This window comes from Janthinobacterium glycogeni, from assembly GCF_051380725.1.
In the GTDB taxonomy this organism is placed as follows: Bacteria; Pseudomonadota; Gammaproteobacteria; order Burkholderiales; family Burkholderiaceae_D; genus Janthinobacterium.
The window spans coordinates 18,999-34,118 of the sequence record NZ_JBNYXP010000017.1 but is presented as its reverse complement, the minus strand read 5'-3'; the positions used below and the strand labels follow the sequence as shown (position 1 = coordinate 34,118).

The 15,120-nt window shown below is 65.6% G+C and carries 16 protein-coding genes; 12 read left to right on the top strand and 4 right to left on the bottom strand.

The genetic code is table 11. From position 1 onward, the window contains the following. Positions 1-5: 5 nt before the first annotated feature. The 4 genes from ACQ4W4_RS25720 to ACQ4W4_RS25705 form a co-directional block, all read right to left on the bottom strand. Positions 6-1,412, bottom strand: a complete 1,407-nt coding sequence (locus tag ACQ4W4_RS25720; protein WP_436544366.1) for a tetratricopeptide repeat protein — start codon at positions 1,410-1,412, stop codon at positions 6-8. Continuing rightward, complete coding sequence (locus tag ACQ4W4_RS25715) at positions 1,409-3,358, bottom strand: secretin GspD/PilQ domain-containing protein (RefSeq protein WP_436544365.1); 1,950 nt, start codon at positions 3,356-3,358, stop codon at positions 1,409-1,411. Before ACQ4W4_RS25715 ends, ACQ4W4_RS25720 begins: the two co-directional genes overlap by 4 nt. A 107-nt stretch (positions 3,359-3,465) precedes the next feature. Next, positions 3,466-4,851, bottom strand: coding sequence for an ExeA family protein (locus tag ACQ4W4_RS25710; protein ID WP_436544364.1), 1,386 nt, complete (start codon positions 4,849-4,851; stop codon positions 3,466-3,468). Further along, the gene (locus ACQ4W4_RS25705) at positions 4,848-5,576 is read right to left on the bottom strand and encodes an ABC transporter ATP-binding protein (protein ID WP_436544363.1); all 729 of its coding nucleotides are present in this window, start codon (positions 5,574-5,576) and stop codon (positions 4,848-4,850) included. Before ACQ4W4_RS25705 ends, ACQ4W4_RS25710 begins: the two co-directional genes overlap by 4 nt. Before the next feature lie 213 nt (positions 5,577-5,789). Between ACQ4W4_RS25705 and ACQ4W4_RS25700 the strand changes: the two genes are divergently transcribed. The 12 genes from ACQ4W4_RS25700 (at position 5,790) to ACQ4W4_RS25645 (ending at position 15,102) form a co-directional block, all read left to right on the top strand. Further along, positions 5,790-7,493, top strand: a complete 1,704-nt coding sequence (locus tag ACQ4W4_RS25700) for a GspE/PulE family protein (RefSeq protein WP_436544362.1) — start codon at positions 5,790-5,792, stop codon at positions 7,491-7,493. 1 nt (position 7,494) lies between these two features. After that, the gene (locus ACQ4W4_RS25695; RefSeq protein WP_436544361.1) at positions 7,495-8,730 is read left to right on the top strand and encodes a type II secretion system F family protein; all 1,236 of its coding nucleotides are present in this window, start codon (positions 7,495-7,497) and stop codon (positions 8,728-8,730) included. Continuing rightward, positions 8,727-9,236, top strand: a complete 510-nt coding sequence (locus ACQ4W4_RS25690; protein WP_436544360.1) for a type II secretion system protein — start codon at positions 8,727-8,729, stop codon at positions 9,234-9,236. Before ACQ4W4_RS25695 ends, ACQ4W4_RS25690 begins: the two co-directional genes overlap by 4 nt. Before the next feature lie 64 nt (positions 9,237-9,300). Next, positions 9,301-9,783 (top strand): pilin, encoded by a 483-nt coding sequence (locus tag ACQ4W4_RS25685; protein WP_436544359.1) that lies wholly within the window; start codon positions 9,301-9,303, stop codon positions 9,781-9,783. A gap of 129 nt (positions 9,784-9,912) precedes the next feature. After that, positions 9,913-10,467: a prepilin-type N-terminal cleavage/methylation domain-containing protein gene (locus tag ACQ4W4_RS25680; protein WP_436544358.1), complete on the top strand. Its 555-nt coding sequence runs from the start codon at positions 9,913-9,915 to the stop codon at positions 10,465-10,467. Continuing rightward, on the top strand, positions 10,454-10,984 hold the full coding sequence (locus ACQ4W4_RS25675; RefSeq protein ID WP_436544357.1) for a type II secretion system protein: 531 nt from the start codon (positions 10,454-10,456) through the stop codon (positions 10,982-10,984). Before ACQ4W4_RS25680 ends, ACQ4W4_RS25675 begins: the two co-directional genes overlap by 14 nt. Next, positions 10,981-11,880, top strand: a complete 900-nt coding sequence (locus ACQ4W4_RS25670; RefSeq protein ID WP_436544356.1) for a prepilin-type N-terminal cleavage/methylation domain-containing protein — start codon at positions 10,981-10,983, stop codon at positions 11,878-11,880. The genes ACQ4W4_RS25675 and ACQ4W4_RS25670 overlap by 4 nt, the downstream gene beginning before the upstream one ends. After that, the gene (locus ACQ4W4_RS25665) at positions 11,877-12,311 is read left to right on the top strand and encodes a pilus assembly PilX family protein (protein ID WP_436544355.1); all 435 of its coding nucleotides are present in this window, start codon (positions 11,877-11,879) and stop codon (positions 12,309-12,311) included. Before ACQ4W4_RS25670 ends, ACQ4W4_RS25665 begins: the two co-directional genes overlap by 4 nt. 139 nt (positions 12,312-12,450) lie before the next feature. Next, entirely contained in the window at positions 12,451-13,383 is a 933-nt protein-coding gene (pilM, locus tag ACQ4W4_RS25660) for a type IV pilus biogenesis protein PilM (protein WP_436544354.1), read from the top strand. Then, positions 13,380-14,054: a PilN domain-containing protein gene (locus ACQ4W4_RS25655; RefSeq protein WP_436544353.1), complete on the top strand. Its 675-nt coding sequence runs from the start codon at positions 13,380-13,382 to the stop codon at positions 14,052-14,054. The genes pilM and ACQ4W4_RS25655 overlap by 4 nt, the downstream gene beginning before the upstream one ends. Beyond that, positions 14,051-14,758, top strand: coding sequence for a type II secretion system protein M (locus ACQ4W4_RS25650; RefSeq protein WP_436544352.1), 708 nt, complete (start codon positions 14,051-14,053; stop codon positions 14,756-14,758). The genes ACQ4W4_RS25655 and ACQ4W4_RS25650 overlap by 4 nt, the downstream gene beginning before the upstream one ends. Then, on the top strand, positions 14,743-15,102 hold the full coding sequence (locus ACQ4W4_RS25645) for an MSHA biogenesis protein MshK (protein ID WP_436544351.1): 360 nt from the start codon (positions 14,743-14,745) through the stop codon (positions 15,100-15,102). The genes ACQ4W4_RS25650 and ACQ4W4_RS25645 overlap by 16 nt, the downstream gene beginning before the upstream one ends. Positions 15,103-15,120: the final 18 nt, after the last annotated feature.

Here is a 15,120-nt window from a genome sequence, read left to right as displayed (position 1 = left end):
AGTGCTTATTCCTGACGGGGTGGGATGGTGGCAGGCTCGGCCGGGGCCGCTGCTGCCGCTGCGGGGGCCGCCAGTTCGCGCAAACGCGTTTGCACGACGGCCTGGTCGAAGGCGGCGGGCGTGGTGTGCGCCAGGGTCAGGGCGCGCTGGTAATACGTGGCGGCCAGCCGGGGCTGGTTCAACCGGTCCAGGCCCACGGCCAGGTTGAAGGCATAGTCGGGATTGCCGGGCGCGGCGCCATAGGCGCGGAAAAATTGCTGCTGCGCTTCGTTCCAGCGGCGCTGCTTGGCATACACATTACCCAGTGCAAACAGCACGGGGCCGCTGTCGGGGGTACGGGCCAGGATGGCTTTCAGTTTTGCTTCGCTCTGCACGACGTCGCCCTGGCGCAGGCCGATCAGGCCGGCCAGCGCGACGCCATCGTCCGGGTTTATCTCGAGCAAGCGCACGTACAGCGACGCCGCTTGCGCGCCCTGGTTCTCGCGCAGGGCCACGGCTGCCAGGCCCAGCAGCGCGTCGCGGTTGTTGGCATCCTGCCGCAGCACGCTTTCATATTGCTGGCGAGCAAGGCCCAGCTGGCCCCCGTTGAAGGCCTGGTAGGCTTGCTGCACGCCTGGATTGATTTGCGGCGCCGTCTCGTTGCGCAGCACCTGAATCTGGCTATTGTCGGGCGCGGCCACCGGTGGCAGGCTGGGCTGCGCAGGCGGCGGCAGTTGCGCCAGCTGGGCGGCCACGGCCGCTTGCGCGGCGGCCTGGATCATCGCCTGCTGTTCCGCCGCGCCGGCTGGCGGCCGCTGTTCGCGCGGCGCGTCTTGCGGCACCGGTGCGGGCGCCGGGGCTTCCGGCAGAACGCCGCCGGCCCCGGGCAGCACCACGATAGGGCCGGCAACGCCGGCCGTGCCCGGGGCGTCCGTCAGCGGCATGGGTACGCCGGGCAGGTTGGCGCCCGCGCCGGGGCTGCTGCTGGCGCGCCAGTACCAGTACGCCATGGAGCCGGCCACCAGCAGCAGGATCGCCAGCAGCACGGCCAGGCGCACGGTGGCCGGGTCGACGCTGATGGGGCCGGTGGGGCCTTTCGGCGGCGGATTGCTGCGGCTGGCGCGTGGCTTGGCGGGCGGCGGTTCCGGACGGGCGCGCGGCGGCTCGGGGGGCGGGCCAGGTTGCGGACCGGGCTGCGCGCCACTGGACGCGGGCTGCGGCGCGGGAGCGTCCTGCAGCGGTTCCAGGCGCAAGCTGCTTGCCGGCTGCACGGGCGGCGGCACGGCAGGCGCGGGACGGGGCGGCGGGGCGTCGGCCGGCGCCAGTTCCAGCACCTGGTCGTAGGCTTCGGACGGCTTTTCCAGTTCTTCGTCGGAAAGGCTGTTCTGCTTGGCGCGCTCGGCTTTCTTGAGCGCCTGCATCAACAAGCTCATGGGACGTCTCCCTGCAGGCGTGCCTGCGGCTGGACGGCCGGCGCCGGCGGGCCATCCGTGTACGGCTGGCTGTTGAGCGGCGCCTGCCCGGGCAGCAGGTAACGGTAGTCGCGGTAATCGCCGTCGATGCTGGCATCCTTGACCACGACGGGGCGCATGAAGATCACCAGCTCCGTCTTGCTGCTTGCCTCATTACGATAGGTAAACAAATTGCCCACGACGGGCAGGCTGGACAGGCCGGGCACGCCATCCTTGGCATTGTCGATGGAATCCTGCATCAGGCCGCCCATCACGGCGATCTGGCCATTGCCCACTTTCATGATCGACTCCAGTTCGCGCGCCTGGATCACGGGCACGCGGCTGATCACGCTGGCCGTGGCCAGGGCCGGATTCGGGTCTTGCACATAGCCCACGATGCGCGTAATGGTGGGGCGCACATTGAGCGTGACTTCGTCGCTGTCGGAAATCTGCGGCGTGACGCTCATGACGAAGCCGACGGGCACCGTTTCCAGTTTCGACTCATAGGTGGCGGGTGTGGTGATGGTGCCCGTCGAACTGATCACGGCGGGCGTCACCTTGATGGTAAAGAAGACATTGTTGTCGACCACCTTCAGCATGGCCGTTTGATTGTTGAGCACACTGATCTTCGGACTGGACAGCACTTTCACCTTGCCGAACGATTCGAGCAGCTGGATGGTGGTCCTGAAACTGTCCTTCATGTAGTTGAGCACGAAGATGCCGGGCGACGTACCCGGCAGCACGCCGCTGGGCAGGGGCAGGGTGCCGACACGGCCCTGGTTCAGGCTCAGGCTGCCCGTCAGGCGCGACCAGTTGATGCCTTGCTGATATTCATTGCTCAGGCGCACCTCGATGATGGTCGCCTCGATCAACACTTGCCGCTTGGCGCTGTGCAACACGGCATCGAGGAATTCGGCGATCTTTTCGTGTTGGCGCCCTGTGGCCCGCACGGCGATCAAGCCGCCTTCCACGTTGACGACGACGGACGAGGGGCTGCCCTTGTTGGCCAGTTTTAAGAGCGGCAAGCCGTTCGCGTCGAGCGGCTGGCCAGGATTCGCATTCTGGTTGGGTGTCTGCTGGCCTGGCGCATACTGGCCGCCAGTCTGCATCGGCGCCTGGCTGCCGTATTGGTTGCCGCCCTGATTCTGCTGCAGGCCCGGTTGACCTGGCTGACCCGCTCCCTGCTGGCCTGGCGTATTGCCCTGTGCGGCCGTCAATTGCTGGTTCAGCTGCGCCAGCGGGTCGACCTGCACGTCGTTGAGCGTGGTGTCGCGCAGCAGGTCGCGGATATTTTTCTCCAGGCTGTACCAGAAGTTATTTTCCGAACGATTCACCACCAGGGTGGTCGAATTGTTATTGCCATTGCCGCCGCTGCTTTGCGTGCTGCCAACGGGATTGCTGGCGTTGTTCGACCCGCCGCCCGCCGTGGAAATTTGTGTAGCGATATTCACGCTGCTGTTGGTGCTGCGCGCGATGTTGACGTAATCGATCTTGTAATTGCGCCATACGGGCGCGTCAGGCAGCACCGTCAGGTTCTTGCCATCGATTTCGTAGCGCATATCGACTTGCTTGCCGATACGGGCCAGCAATTGCGGCAGGGTCTGGTTCAGTGCATTCAGGGTCACGCTGCCTTCGATCTGCGGGTGGATGTCCACGTTCATGCCCGCGTCGCGCGCGAGCGCGAACAGCAGCGATTGCACGGGCACCTTGTGCACGGTGACGCTGTAAGTTTCCACTTTGGGCGCGGGCAAGGGCGCGGCCAGCGCGCTGCTTTGCTGCACCGGTTCGGGAATGGCGCCGCCAGCGACGGGCGCGGCATTGAGGTGGGCAGGCGACAGCGGCATTTGATGCGTGGCGCAGCCGGACAGCACGGTGCCGCAGGCGAGGGCGACCCAGGAGGCCAGCACAGGAATAGGGTGTTGATTCATGAAAAGTTCGCCCTTGGAGTCATGTTGTGCTTTTGTAATTTTACCCAGCATGATCGCCTAAAAGCAATCGACTGTGCGGGCCCTGCAGGCAATATACCTAAATAAAGTCAGGGCGTGCCACGCGCTGTTTGTGGCGGTGTCGCGGCTTTCATTTCCGTGCGGATACTATCTATGTCGCTCAGCAATATTTTCTGTGGCGACGTGGGGGCCAGCCTCGCCCAAACGGCCTCGGCGCTGGCCCGGTTGGCGAAGCTGCCGTAGACGATGTCCAGGCGAGCGATGGCGCTCGCGGGCGCTGCGCCAGGAAGGCGAAATATGTGGAGGTCGCGCAGGCCGATCGCTTGCTGCGCCTGCTGAAGGAAAGTTTCCGCCGCAGCTGTTTCGGTAGCGGGCAGGCTGGCGATTTGCAGCACCAGTTGCTGCGGCCCTTGCCGTGCCAGCCAGTCGCGCGATTCGGCCAGTTTGCTGTCGAGCAGCGTTGTCGGCGCTGGCAGCGCTGCGCGTGGGACGGCGGCCGGGGGGGCGATAGCCGCTGTTTGGCCCGGCATCAGCCATTGCCACAGCAGGGCGGCGGCCAGCAGCAGCATCAGCGCGCTCAAGACGCCCGCCAGCAGCTTGCCCGCATGCCAGGGCGGGCGGTGGAAGGGGCTGTCGGCAATGGCCAGGCGCACGTGGCGCGCGCTGATTTCCTGCGCATCGTCCGCAAACGCGGCCAGCAAGGCCTTGTCGGCCAGGATATTGACCCTGCGTACAATGCCCTGCGCCGCGCGCGCCAGCCGGCGCAGGGCGGCAGGCGTGAAAGCGAGCGGCGCCATGCGGCCGGCGGCGGCCAGGCGGCACGCCAGATAATCGTTCAGCAAGGTTTGCGGCAGGCGCGGCACGGTGAAACTGTGGGTGATGCGTTCCTTCAATTGGCGGAACTGGGGCAAGTTCAGGGTGTGCTGCAATTCCGGCTGGCCAAACAGCACGATTTGCAGCAGCTTGTGGCTGGCCGTTTCCAGGTTCGTCAGCAGGCGCAGCGCTTCCAGGGTGGCGCCCGGCATGGCTTGCGCCTCTTCGGCCAGCAGCACCACCTGGCGTCCGGCCGCATGCCTGGCGATCAGCTCGTCGTGCAGGGCGCGCAGCGCGGCATCTGCGCGGCATCCGTCCAGTGCCAGGCCCAGTTCGGCGGCGATGGCGTGCAGGACTTCGTCCGGCTCCAGACAGGGATTGAGCAGGTACAGCACGTCGACCTGGGGCGGCAGGCGTTCGGCCAGCATGCGGCACAGCATGGTCTTGCCGCTGCCCACTTCTCCCGTCAGCTTGATGATGCCTTCGCCTTGCGTGACGGCATACAGCAGCGCAGCCAGCAATTCGCCCCGTGCATTGCCCGTATAAAAAAAGGCCGGGTCCGGCGTGATGCCGAACGGCGCCGTGCGCAAGCCGAAATGGCGCAGATACATGCCGTGCGGCGAGGGTGCGTAGTGGCTGGAAACCTGCGTGTCGGTGTTCATGCCGCGATGCAATTGAGAAAAGCCTGCTCCAGGCTGGCGTCTTCCGTACCGCCATGGCGGGCGCGGCATTCGGCGGGCGTGCCCGTAAATACGATGCGGCCTGCATGCAGGATGGCCATGCGGTCGCACAATTCTTCCACATCGGCCAGCGCATGCGAGGTGAGCAGGGCGCCGCGGCCCTGTGCGTGGGCTTGCCGCAGCACCTGCTTGAATTGCGCGCGCGCCTTCGGGTCGAGTCCGCTCATCGGTTCGTCCAGCACCAGTTGCGGCTTGCCCGACAACAGGCAGGCGGCCAGCCCCAGTTTCTGCATCATGCCTTTCGAATAGGCGCGCGCGGGACGCAGCAAGGCGTCCGGCGCCAGGTCCAGCGCGTCCAGGGCTTGCCGCACGGCCTGCGCATCGGGGCGTGCATCGTGCAGGCGCGACAGGTAGCGCAGGAAGTCGCCGCCCGTCAGGAAATAGGGCGCCTGGAAACGTTCCGGCAGAAACGACAGGGGCTGGCGCGCCGCGCCATGCCGGTGCGGCTGGCCGAAAATGGCGATCTCGCCCCGCTCTGGCGTGCAGAAGTCGAGCAGGCATTTGAGCAGGGAAGTCTTGCCCGCGCCATTCACGCCGACCAGGCCGAACAGTTCACCCGTGCGTACCTGCAGGTCGACGCCGCGCAGCACGGCGCTGCCCGCCAGCTGCAGATGTACGTTGTGGAACTCGATGGCGCAGGCGTTCATAGGGGCAATGGTCGGCAGGGAAGGCGGGAAACGACCGCCATTATTGCCATGGGCGCAGGCGGGCGGCAAGTGTTTCCTTGCATCGTGTTGAAATGCGCAAAAATCAAATGATGGAATGTATTTTCTTTAAGAAACAACAGGTTCTGGAATAAAATGCTTGTGCGCGCCGCGGGCGTGTATCTTCTGTGGAATTTGTTTGTCGAGGAGTAAGCAATGGCAAGGCCAGAGAAAGTCCGGCTCGGTGAAATTTTGGTGCAGCAGAAGTTGCTGACGGAAGAACAGTTGGGCCAGGCCTTGACGGAACAGAAGCGTTCGGGACGCAAGCTGGGCCGCGTTTTTGTCGAGCACGGCTTTGTCACGGAAGAGCAGATTTCGGGCGCGCTGGCGCGCCAGCTCGACATTCCCTACATCAACCTGAAGTTTTTCAACATCAGTCCCGAGCTGGTGCGCCTGCTGCCGGAAACCCAGGCGCGGCGCTTCCGCGCGCTGGTGCTGGAAGACCGCCGCGAAGGCTTGCTGGTCGGCATGTCCGATCCCACCGACCTGTTCGCGTACGATGAAATCTCGCGCCTGGTCAAGCGCCATATCGAACTGGCCGTCGTCAATGAGACGGAAGTGCTGGCCGCCATCGACCGCATCTACCGCCGCACGGAGGATATCTCCACCCTGACGCGCGAGCTGGAGCAGGACCTGGGCGACGTGTCCGTCGACTTTGGCGCGCTGGCCGCCAACCCGGGCCTGGAAGAGGCGCCCATCGTCAAGCTGCTGCAATCGGTGTTCGAGGATGCCACGCAGGTACGCGCCTCGGACATCCACATCGAGCCGCAGGAAGGCCGGCTGCAGATCCGTTTCCGCATCGACGGCGTGCTGCACCTGCAGACCGAGGCGGACAGCAAGATCGCCAGTTCGCTGGCGCTGCGCCTGAAACTGATGTCGGACCTCGATATTTCCGAGAAGCGCTTGCCGCAGGACGGCCGTTTCGCCATCCGCGTAAAAAACCAGCGCATCGACGTGCGTATCTCGACCATGCCGACGCAGTACGGCGAATCGGTGGTGATGCGTCTGCTGAACCAGGGCGGCACGACCTTGCGCCTGGACGCCATCGGCATGCCGCCCAAGCTGGTGGAACGCTTCCGCGCCATCGTCAACCGCCCGAACGGCCTGGTGCTGGTGACGGGGCCGACCGGCAGCGGCAAGACGACGACCTTGTACTGCGCCCTGGCCGAACTCAATTCCGTGGAAAAAAAGCTCATCACGGTGGAAGACCCCGTCGAGTACCGCTTGCCCGGCATTAATCAGGTGCAAGTCAATGACAAGATCGAGCTGAACTTTGCCAGAGTGCTGCGCTCTGCCCTGCGGCAAGACCCGGACATCGTGCTTGTCGGCGAGATGCGCGACCAGGAAACTGCGCAGATCGGCTTGCGCGCCGCCATGACGGGCCATCTGGTGCTGTCGACGCTGCATACGAACGACGCCATCAGCACGCCGCTGCGCCTGATGGACATGGGCGTGCCCCGCTACATGGTGGGCAGCTCGCTGCAAGCCGTGCTGGCGCAGCGCCTGGTGCGCGTGATCTGCGAAAGCTGCAGCACGCCGTACGCGCCCACGCCCAACGAATACGAATGGCTGCGCCTGGAACTGGGCGAGCTGGTCGAGCGCAACCAGTATTTCCACGGCAAGGGCTGCTCGCATTGCAATGGCATGGGTTACCGGGGCCGCACGGGCGTGTATGAATTGCTGGAAATCACGCGCGCCGTGGCCGACGCCGCCAACCATGCCGATCCGTCCCACTTCATGAAGGTGGCGACGGCGCAGATGGCCGGCGAAACCCTGCGCCGCCACGCCGTGCAGCTGGTGGTGCAGGGCCGCACGACGGTGATGGAAGCGATGCGCATCAGCAACCAGAGCGAGGATTGAGGTGGCGTTTTTTGCTTACAAGGCGCGCAGCGCCAGCGGCGAACTGCTGACCGGCGTGATGGAAGGCGCCGACAGCGGCGCCGTGGCCGACCAGTTGATGGCGGGCGGCAGCACACCCGTCGACATCAGCGTCACCAAACAGACGGTGACGGGGGCGGGCGCCAGCAAGCTGGGCTGGTGGGACAAGCTGACCGAGAAGAAGGTCACGCCGATGGATGTGCAGCTGTTCAGCCGCCAGCTGTACACCCTGCTCAAGGCGGGCGTGCCCATCATGCGCGGCCTGGCCGGCTTGCAGGAGTCCGCCATCAGCCCCGCGTTCGGCCGCATCATCAAGGATGTGCGCGAGTCGCTCGACGCGGGGCGCGAACTGTCGGCCGCCATGGCGCGCCATCCCACGGTGTTTACGCCGTTCTACCTGTCGATGGTGCGCGTGGGCGAGATGACGGGGCGCCTCGACGAAGTGTTCCTGCGCCTGTTCGACCACCTGGAATTCGACCGCGACATGCGCGCCCGCGTGAAATCGGCCACGCGCTACCCCACCTTCGTCCTGTTCGCCATGATCGCGGCCATGGTGGTCGTCAATATCTTCGTCATTCCCCAGTTCGAGAAGGTGTTTGCCAGCTTCCATGCGCAATTGCCGCTGATGACGCGCATCCTGATCGGCACATCGCGCTTCACCATCGACTACTGGCCGCTGATGCTGATGCTGGCCGCGGGCGCCTTCTTCGGCTGGCGCGCCTGGCTGGGCACGAAGGATGGCCGCTTCAAGTGGGACCGCGCCAAGCTGCGCATGCCCATCGCCGGCAAGATCGTCCTGAAGGGCACGATGTCACGCTTCGCGCGCAGCTTTGCCCTGTCGAGCGGCAGCGGCGTGCCCATCGTGCAGGCGCTGACGGTGGTGTCGCAGACGGTCGACAATACTTACCTGTGCTCGCGCGTGGAACAGATGCGCGACGGCGTCGAGCGGGGCGAAAGCATCTTGCGCACCTCGGTGGCGGCGAACGTGTTTACGCCTGTGGTGCTGCAGATGATCGCTGTGGGCGAGGAATCGGGCTCGCTCGACGACCTGATGGACGAGATCGCGCAGATGTACGAGCGCGAAGTCGATTATGAGCTGAAGACGCTGTCGGCGCAGATCGAGCCGATACTCATCGTCTTCCTCGGCGCCATGGTGCTGGTGCTGGCGCTGGGCATCTTCCTGCCGATCTGGGACCTGGGCAAGGCGGCCCTGCATTGATGCCGCCCCGCCACCGCCAGCACGGCTATACCCTGTTCGAGCTGGCGGTGGTGGCGTGCGTGTTCGCCATCCTGTTGACGGTGTTCCTCACCCGGGTTGCGTATTATCAGCACGAGGCAGAGCGCGTGACCGTGGCGCAGACCCTGGGCAGCCTGCGCACGGGATTGCGCGTCAAGGCCCTGCAGCTGCACCTGGAAGGCCGGCGCACGCAACTGCCCGCGCTGGCGCGGCAAAACCCGTTCGACTGGCTGGCGGAAACGCCATCCAATTACCTGGGAGAATTTTACGGCCCGGAGCTGGAAAAACTCCCGGCAGGCAATTGGCTCTACGACAGAAAAGAACAAAAAGTCATCTATTTGTTAAGTAATGGCAATATTTTTTCCAGGACGAGGGTTGATGCAGTGAAATTTAAGGTAATCTTGCCGGGTGCAGACGCCGATGTGGAAAAGCTCGCCCAGGAACCAGATATTGTGGTGTGGAAAATGCCGGACTCGGTCGCCAACTGAGCGCCGCGCAGCGATGGTTTCATGTGTTGGTTTCATGTTTTTATATTGATTTTGGAGAGCTGGTATGAATAAATCCTTACGTAATCTGAAGCGCGGCGCGCAGGGCGGTTTCACCCTGATCGAGCTGGTGGTGGTCATCGTCATCCTGGGCATTCTGGCGGCAACGGCGATCCCGCGTTTTAGCAATTTGTCAGCTGATGCGCGTTTTGCGAAAATGCAGGCTGCCGCGGGTTCCCTGCGCGCGGCTTCGGCCATGTATCACGCACAATGGCTGGTTGCCAGCAGCGACAGTGCCACGCCGACAGTGACCATGGAAGGCATGAACATCACGGGCGCAAATGGCTACCCTACCGCTGACGCTGCTGGCATCGTTGCTGCTGCAGGCGGTCTCGGTGACTATCAGCTTGCGTACACGGGTGGTGTCGTCACGGTCACCCCGGATCAGGCGCATACAGCCTGCACCGTGGTGTACACCCCGGCAGCCGCAGGCCCGCCAGTGGTGCCGCCTGTCGTCACGATCAACGCCAGCCAGGCGAACTGCGGCTAAGACGCGCGCTAAGCCAGCCTGGGGACAGGCATGGTACTGTCCCGCTGCAGCATCAGCCCAACTGTCCGGCGACAGCCAGTTGGGCTTTTTTTACGGGTATTTCTTTTGCATCCACTCTTGCCAGCACGCATGTCAACAGTCAGCAGGGTCGCATTTTCTGCCGTGGTCCGTCGCGCGCGCGGCTTCACTATCGTCGAACTGGTAGTGGTACTGGTATTGACGGCCATTCTCGCCGGAGTGGCAGGCGCCCGGTTTTTCCAACGCGAAACATTTGACGCGCGCAGCCTGGCCGACCAGGCCGTCGGCATGCTGCGCTATGCGCAAAAGCTGGCCATCGCGCAAAACCGCCCCGTGTACGTGCGCCTCGATGGCAACAGCGTCGCCGTGTGCTTCACGGCCGCCTGCGACACGCCCGCCAGCCGCGTCATGCCGCCGGCCGGCGGCAACAGCGGCGGCAAGTACACGCTGCAGTATTGCGCCGGGCAGAGCAACTGGCTGTGCGTGGGGCGTCCCGATGCGCTCAAGCTGACCAGCGGGGCGGCCGGGTTTTTCTTCGACCCGCTGGGCCGCCCCTATTACACGGCCTTTGGCGACTTTGCCGCCGCGCTGGCCCTCACCGTGGGCGGCGGCGGCCAGCAACACACGATCCTTGTCGAAGCGGAGACCGGCTATGTGCACCGCTAGGCGCCGTGCGGCCCGGTGCGCGCAGGCCGGCGTGACCCTGGTCGAGGTGGTGATCTTCATCGTCATCGTCTCCGTGGCCGTGATCGGCATCCTGGGCGTGCTGTCCTGGACCGGCAACAACAGCGCCGACCCGCAATTGCGCAAGCAGGCGCTGGTCATCGCCGAAGGCATGCTCGATGAAATCGAGGCGGCCCGCTTCACCTTTTGCGCGCTGAACGACCCGGCGGCGGCCACGGCAACGAGTCCTGCCGGCTGTACCACGGGGCCGGCGGCGCGCGGCACGCGGCCCTACGACCAGGTCAGCGATTATGCCCAGGCGGCCGCCTACACGACGGACGCGGCCGGCAATGCCTTTCCGGCCGGCTATGGCGCCGTCGTGACGGTCACGCCTGCCGCCCTGAATGGCATTGCCGCCAGCGAATCGCTGCAGATCCGCGTCGCCGTCGCCTTTCGCGGCCAGCCGCAGGTGGTGCTCGACGGCTACCGCACGCGCTACGCGCCCAACAGCATTCCATGATGAACACTTTTCCCCGGCGCCGCGCGCGCGGCTTTACCCTTGTCGAACTGGTGATCGTGATCGTCATCACGGGCATCGTCGGCGCCATGGTGGCCATGTTCATCCGCCTGCCCGTGCAGGGCTATATCGACGCGAATGCGCGCGCCGCGCTGGCCGACTTGGCGGACACGGCCACGCGCCGCATGGCGCGCGACATCCGCCTGGCCTTGCCCAACAGCGTACGCGTGACGGGCAACGGCCGCTATCTGGAACTGCTGCTGACCAAGTCGGGCGGCCGCTACCTGGCCGAGGACGATCCGCCCGGCCTGGGTCCCGTGCTGGCCTTCGATGCCGGCACGCCGGTGGCCAATCCGCTGCAATTTACCATCGTCGGCGCGCCGCCGGCCAACAGCGGCAGCACCGTGCAAGCCGTCGCGGCGGGCGACTTCATCGCCGTCTACAACCTGGGCATCAACCTGCCCGACGCCTACAGCTGCGCCAGCGGCCCGCAAGGCTGCAACCTGGCCAGGGTCGCGGCCGTCAATGGCAGCACGGTCACCCTGGAGAGCAATCCCTTCCTGGCGCAGGCGGTGCCCCAGCCTTCGCCGACACGCCGCTTCCAGGTCGTCACCACGCCCGTCACCTATGTCTGCGACCCGGCCAGCCGCACCTTGCGCCGCTATTCCCGCTATGCGATCGCGGCGCTGCAGCCGGCCGATACCGCTGCCGTGCCCCTTTCGGGCGCCGGCGTGCAAGCCCTGCTGGCGGACCAGGTCCAGTCCTGCCTGTTCAGCTACAGCGCGCTGGCGAACCAGCAGCGGGGGCTGGTCTCCGTCATGCTGCAGTTGGGGGCGACGGGCAGCAATACGGGCACCGTGACCCTGGTGCAACAAGTTCAGGTGAATAACACGCCATGAAACCCTCGCCTCCGTTCCCGCGCCGCGCGCGCGGCTTCAGCCTGGTCACGGCCATCTTCCTGCTGGTCGTGCTGGCCGGCCTCGGCGTGGCCATGACCAGCGTGTTTACCATGCAGCAGGTGGAGTCGGCGCTCGACGTGCAGGGCGCGCGCGCCGACCAGGCGGCGCGCGCGGGCATCGAGTGGGCCGTCTACCGGCGCCAGATCAACGGGCAATGTGCCGCCGCCCAGTCGTTCGCCTTGCCTGCCGGTACCTCGCTGTCGCCGTTTACCGTCACCGTGCAATGCCAGCTGGCCACCGGGCCGGGCAGCCTTCGGACCTGGACCCTGACGGCCACTGCCTGCAACCAGCCGGGCGGCGGCGCCTGCCCGAATCCGCAGAATAATGCCGACTATGTGCAGCGGCGCATACAGGCGGTGTTGTCGGATTGAACGGAGCCGGTCAAGCGGCGCAAAAATAAATCGCCAAACCGCTGTTTTTACACGGAAAAGTTGACGTGATGAATTAAAATTGGTCTGATGCATTATCTGCGCGACAAGATCGTGACAGGCACTTACATGGATTGGTCGCATGGGTTTATTCGCTAGAGCAAAAAAATACGATGGATGGCTGGCGACGGCATTTGCCAGCGACGGCGTGAGCGCGGCCACCGTCACGCGCGTGGCCGGCGGCAAGCCGGTCGTCCGGGGCGTGGCTTTCCAGCCCGCGCCGCGGCCCGCTGGCGCCGACGTGCTGGAAAAGCTGGGCAAGCAGCTGCAGGCGCCGTCCTGGCGCTGCACCAGCCTGCTGGCGGCGGGCGAATACCAGCTGCTGGCGCTGGAGACGCCGGCCGTGCCGCCCGAGGAGCGCAAGACGGCCGTGGGCTGGCGCCTGAAGGACATGCTCGATTTTCCCCTGGCCGAAGCCACCATAGACGTAGTCGATATCCCCGGCGACCCGAACGGCGTCGCGCGCGGCAGCGTCTTCGCCGTCGCCGCGCGCGACAGCGCCGTATCGCGGCGCCAGGCGCTGTATGCCGACTGCAAGATCGCCCTGGCGGCCATCGATATACCGGAGATGGCGCAGCGCAACATCGCCACCTTGCTGGAAACCCCGGGACGGGGCCTGGCCATGCTCAGCTTTGACGCCGACGGCGGCTTGCTGACGATGAGCCATAACGGCGAGCTATACCAGGCGCGCCGCATCGACGTCACCCTGGCGCAGCTGCGCGAAGCGGACGCCAGCGCCTTCCATGACCGCATCACCCTGGAACTGCAGCGCTCATTCGACCACTTCGACCGCCAGTTCCACTACATTTCCGTGGCGCGCCTGCTGCTGGCGGCCGGCGGCGCCGACGGCTTGCACGGCTACCTGTCCGACAACCTATACATGCCGGTGGAATTGCTGGACCTGGCCAGTGTCTTCGATTTCTCGGCCGTGCCGGAATTGCTGGACGCGGGCGCGCAGGCGCGCTACTTCCAGGTGCTGGGCGCCGCCTTGCGCGAGGAAGGGAAGGGCGCATGAGCCAGCAAATCAACCTGTTCAATCCCAAGTTTGAAAAGAAGGCGCACCGCGTCTCCGCCGCCACCTCGGCCCAGGCGCTGGGCCTGCTCGCCGTGGGTCTGGCGGCGCTCGCCTGGTACGGCCAGCGCCAGGTCGCCGGCCTGCAGCGCGAGGAGGCGGCCGTGAAGGCGCAGCTGAAGCAGCGCGAAGCGCGCCGCGACAAGGTCCTGCAGGATTTTCCGCCGCGCCGCAAGGACCCCGCGCTGGAAGGCCAGCTGGCCGGCGCCGAGGCGGACCGCGCCTCGCTGCGCCATGCGGCCGACGTGCTGGCCAGCGGCAACCTGGGCAATACGCGCGGCTATGCCGCTTATTTCCGCGCCTTTGCGCAAGCGAAGGTCGATGGCGTGTGGCTCACGGGCGTCAGCATCGTCGGCGCCGGCAATGAGATGGGTTTGCAGGGCAATGCCCTGCACCCGTCCCAGGTGCCCGCCTACATCGCCAGCCTGGGACGGCAGGAAGTGCTCAAAGGCAAGACTTTCGCCAGCCTCGATATCGGCCAGCCCGATACGCCCCCGGCCGAGCCCGGAAAAGCGGCCGCTGCGCCCCCATACGTGCGCTTCAGCCTGCAGTCATCGGCCGTCGCGGCAGCCGCGGCAGCGGCGCCGGCCGCAGCGGAAGGAGCGCGCCGATGAAACAGCAGTGGAAGCAATGGGCCGACAAGTTCGACGCCCTGACCCTGCGCGAGCGCGTCATGGTGTTTGCCGCCTGCGCGCTGGCGCTGGTGTTCTGCGGCTATTTCATGGTGCTCGAACCGCTGTTCAGCCGGCATGCCCTGCTCACGGCCGGCATCGCGCAAAACCGGGGCCTGATGACCGGCGTGGACAAGGAAATCGTCCTGCTCGTCGAGGCGAGCCAGAACGACCCGGACCAGGCCGCCCGCGCCCGTCTGCAGGTGCTGCTGGCGGAAACGGCGCGGCTGAAGGATGGGCTGCGGCACATGCAAAGCGGCCTGGTGGCGCCCGAGCGCATGCTGCAGCTGCTGGAAAGCCTGCTGCGTCAGCATGCGCGCCTGCGCCTGGTGTCGATGAAGACCCTGCCTTCCGGCGTGGTGGGCGAGACGCCTGCCGCCGCACCCGCGCCCGCGTCTTCCACAGCGGCGGCCGGCGCGCCCGCCGCCAAGCCCCAGCCTGCCGCCCAGGTCCTGCACCGCCATGGCGTGGAAGTGGTGGTGGAAGGTTCTTATTCCGATATGGTGAACTATATGCAAGCGCTGCAAACGATGCCGACCCAGGTTTTCTGGGGCAAGGCGCGGCTGGAGGCCGATGCCTATCCCGTGGCGCGCCTGACCCTGACCCTGTACACCCTGGGCCTGGACGACACATGGATGGCCCTGTGATGCCCGCAGTGCGCCACGTCGCCGCGCTACTCCTGCTGGGCTTGACGGTGGGCGGCGCCCGGGCGCAAGCTCTCGACGATCCCACGCGCCCGCCGGCCGCGCTGCACGCGCCGCAGGCCGGCGTGCCGGCGGCGCCGGCGCGGCCCCGGCTGGAGTCGGTCTTAATTTCCAGCAAGCCGGGCGGTCGCCGCATCGCCGTCATCGACGGGCAGATCGTGCGTCCCGGCAGCAAGGTGGGCAATGCCGTGGTGGTGGAGATCCAGGAAACGGCCGTGATATTGCGAAAAGGTAAGTCGCTGGAAACAGTCAAGCTCTATCCGAGCAGCAAGACGGAACGGAAATGAAAACATGCTTATGAACAA

Coding starts and splice junctions, on each gene's coding strand:
- ACQ4W4_RS25700 (WP_436544362.1), top strand. CDS start 5,790: ATGGCAAGGCCAGAGAAAGTCCGGCTCGGTGAAATTTTGGTGCAGCAG.
- ACQ4W4_RS25720 (WP_436544366.1), bottom strand. CDS start 1,412: ATGAGCTTGTTGATGCAGGCGCTCAAGAAAGCCGAGCGCGCCAAGCAG.
- ACQ4W4_RS25710 (WP_436544364.1), bottom strand. CDS start 4,851: ATGAACACCGACACGCAGGTTTCCAGCCACTACGCACCCTCGCCGCAC.
- ACQ4W4_RS25655 (WP_436544353.1), top strand. CDS start 13,380: ATGAGCCAGCAAATCAACCTGTTCAATCCCAAGTTTGAAAAGAAGGCG.
- ACQ4W4_RS25680 (WP_436544358.1), top strand. CDS start 9,913: ATGTCAACAGTCAGCAGGGTCGCATTTTCTGCCGTGGTCCGTCGCGCG.
- ACQ4W4_RS25650 (WP_436544352.1), top strand. CDS start 14,051: ATGAAACAGCAGTGGAAGCAATGGGCCGACAAGTTCGACGCCCTGACC.
- ACQ4W4_RS25685 (WP_436544359.1), top strand. CDS start 9,301: ATGAATAAATCCTTACGTAATCTGAAGCGCGGCGCGCAGGGCGGTTTC.
- ACQ4W4_RS25715 (WP_436544365.1), bottom strand. CDS start 3,358: ATGAATCAACACCCTATTCCTGTGCTGGCCTCCTGGGTCGCCCTCGCC.
- ACQ4W4_RS25675 (WP_436544357.1), top strand. CDS start 10,454: ATGTGCACCGCTAGGCGCCGTGCGGCCCGGTGCGCGCAGGCCGGCGTG.
- ACQ4W4_RS25705 (WP_436544363.1), bottom strand. CDS start 5,576: ATGAACGCCTGCGCCATCGAGTTCCACAACGTACATCTGCAGCTGGCG.
- ACQ4W4_RS25665 (WP_436544355.1), top strand. CDS start 11,877: ATGAAACCCTCGCCTCCGTTCCCGCGCCGCGCGCGCGGCTTCAGCCTG.
- pilM (WP_436544354.1), top strand. CDS start 12,451: ATGGGTTTATTCGCTAGAGCAAAAAAATACGATGGATGGCTGGCGACG.
- ACQ4W4_RS25670 (WP_436544356.1), top strand. CDS start 10,981: ATGATGAACACTTTTCCCCGGCGCCGCGCGCGCGGCTTTACCCTTGTC.
- ACQ4W4_RS25645 (WP_436544351.1), top strand. CDS start 14,743: ATGGATGGCCCTGTGATGCCCGCAGTGCGCCACGTCGCCGCGCTACTC.